Annotated in this window: 4 protein-coding genes; all 4 read right to left on the bottom strand. The window is 40.9% G+C overall.

The features are described from left to right. Window positions 1-217: 217 nt before the first annotated feature. The 4 genes from D1Z90_RS20370 to D1Z90_RS20355 all read right to left on the bottom strand — a co-directional run bounded on the left by D1Z90_RS20370 (window position 218) and on the right by D1Z90_RS20355 (window position 2,228). Window positions 218-610: a hypothetical protein gene (locus D1Z90_RS20370; protein ID WP_119912605.1), complete on the bottom strand. Its 393-nt coding sequence runs from the start codon at window positions 608-610 to the stop codon at window positions 218-220. Between the two features lie 98 nt (window positions 611-708). Then, a complete protein-coding gene (locus tag D1Z90_RS20365; protein ID WP_119912604.1) occupies window positions 709-1,125 on the bottom strand; it encodes a hypothetical protein in 417 nt (138 codons plus the stop codon). A 103-nt stretch (window positions 1,126-1,228) separates the two neighbouring features. Then, window positions 1,229-1,687: a hypothetical protein gene (locus D1Z90_RS20360; RefSeq protein WP_119912603.1), complete on the bottom strand. Its 459-nt coding sequence runs from the start codon at window positions 1,685-1,687 to the stop codon at window positions 1,229-1,231. A 100-nt stretch (window positions 1,688-1,787) separates the two neighbouring features. Beyond that, window positions 1,788-2,228 (bottom strand): hypothetical protein, encoded by a 441-nt coding sequence (locus tag D1Z90_RS20355; protein ID WP_198419279.1) that lies wholly within the window; start codon window positions 2,226-2,228, stop codon window positions 1,788-1,790. Window positions 2,229-2,298: the final 70 nt, after the last annotated feature.

Genomic DNA, 2,298 nt, shown 5'->3' with positions numbered 1-2,298 from the left:
AACCCGCGAATATCAGCAAGGTCAACCGCCGAACTTTCTTGCCAAAGGTGCACTCACTTAAGTTTCTCTCCCATGCCGAACATTTTTGGTAGGGATAGTCACGCGCTCGTTGACAGTGGGAATCATATCAACGCCTCAAACACCGGCATGGTGAAGTGGGCGGCTTTTTTGGAACAAAAAAGATGACAGCTTTACCATGTCCGCGTGCTTTGACTTGTTAACTGCTGAACTTGGATGCACTTTTAACCTCCAAGATGAATGAATTAGCAGTTATAAACCATTCATACCACGGTACGGTTTGTTTAAATCCATCGAACGAAAATACACCATCTTTGAAACTTGCATGCATAATTTCATCCAGCGGAAACTCTGGCTCAGGATGCTCCCTCGCCGCCTTGGTATCATCCCAGTACGTAGCTCTTTCCTCAGTTACGCCTAGAATTTTTAGTGTTGCTTCTTCAGCCGTCCAGTCCAGACCATCTGAATCGGGATGCTCTTTGGAAACAAAAGCACCTTTTATCTCCAAAACAACAGATTCAGACTGACGCTCTATTTTTTCAATTGAAGTGTCATGAAATCCTAGCTTGTCAAAATCGGTGGTCAATTTCATAGGCAGTTAACGCCCGCTTAAGCGGACAAAAATTGTTGGTTATAATGTGGAGCGAAGCGGAACCTAACCAACTGTTTTTGTTCCGTTTAAAGCGCTTGTTATACGTTTTCACCAGCAATATTAACATAAGCTTCTGATGCGTCTCTCAAGTCTTCATTATCGCTATTTACAAGTGGTTCAATGATTGGGAGTAATTCCCACGCATCTAGTTCAAGTGCCCACCAACAGCAACGGTATTTGATGGCGATATCATTTGATTGAAGACCATCGCGTAAGCCACGAATCACATTAACACGATCTTGGTTCATAAGAACATCTGCAATTATTTCATACATTCCCATACCAGTATGTTCGCTAACACAATTCATGAATAAAGGAATGCACCTAACATCATGTGAGTTTTGAAATAATTCCAAAGAAGCAACAAATAGATCACATTGAACATTTGTTATCTCAAGGTCGCTAGGCATTGGTTGATGCTTAGCTAAAAATTGTAACGACTCTTCAATATTCATAATGAAACATTCAGTAACGTATAACGCCAGCAACAGCGGGCGCGTTTTAAGTTGATTGAGTGAAACGAAAGCAGCTTAAAACCGCTCCGACTGCTTGCTTTTGTTAAGTGCCCCACTGAGTAATTGCACCGTCTATTTCATCTTCCCAACAGTGCTCAATGAGAGTATCCATGTAAGTATCTTTCAAGATAAACAAAGTATCACGAACCGCTAAACGCTGCGCCTTACTAAAGAGTGCAAACTGATCAGATGAGGAAGAAAGACCAATTTGGTTTATAAATGAGCACATGTAAGGTGTCCCATGTTTATCATCCTCAGCGGTTACAGCTAATTCAATAAGCCTAGGAATGTAATACCCCATAGCCTCCTGAGTTAGAAAAGAGCTTATACCCCAACAAACGGTGCCGATTTGCTCGGGGGAAAGGTCCCTACAATTTACGCCGCCAATCTCATCATTATGATCTCGGCATTCATCACAGTGATCTACTTTCGTCGCAACCAAAGGTTTATCGAAAGTTGAAAATAGATCGTATGTTTTATCTACGAAAATGCTGATATCCATGATGACACTTAACGCCCAATTAAGCGGACTAAAATTGTGTGCCAAACTTGTTGAGGAACGAAACATGGCACACTGTTTTAGTTCCGTTTAAATTGACTTGTTAGCTGTGCTCACCAAGAAAATCGTTAAAGTAGAATAACAACTGTTCAATTGCATTCGGCTCAACTTCAAAGCCTCCATTTAAATAAATAGGCCAATACTTATCTCCGCTATATTGATGCCTATGAATCTGAGCTTCTATTTCCATCTTTCCAAGGCTACCAACAGACCTAATTTCAAGTTTGAACTCATCAGGTGTTAGGCTATTTATTTTAGCAAAACCTTGCCTCGACAAATTTAATGACTTGAGCTGCTCACAAAACAAACTGATTTCTGGTTCACCAATGAACACTCCAGAATAGCTACCACAAAAATCTTGTAGTTTGAGCTTTACGTATACGCCAATGTCACTATTAGATTGAGATCTTTGGAGTTCTTCAATCTCTATAAATTCGTCAGTACTTCCGATTATCATAAACACCCTGAATGTACAGCTAGACATAATGATTCCCTGTGCACAGTGTCGACCTCCTGCATTTATCGTGGGTTAGCTAGGCCAGTGCCACACTGTT

This window comes from Motilimonas pumila (genome assembly GCF_003596335.1).
GTDB lineage: Bacteria > Pseudomonadota > Gammaproteobacteria > Enterobacterales > CBDFNC01 > Motilimonas > Motilimonas pumila.
This window is presented reverse-complemented; position numbering and strand designations above follow the sequence as displayed.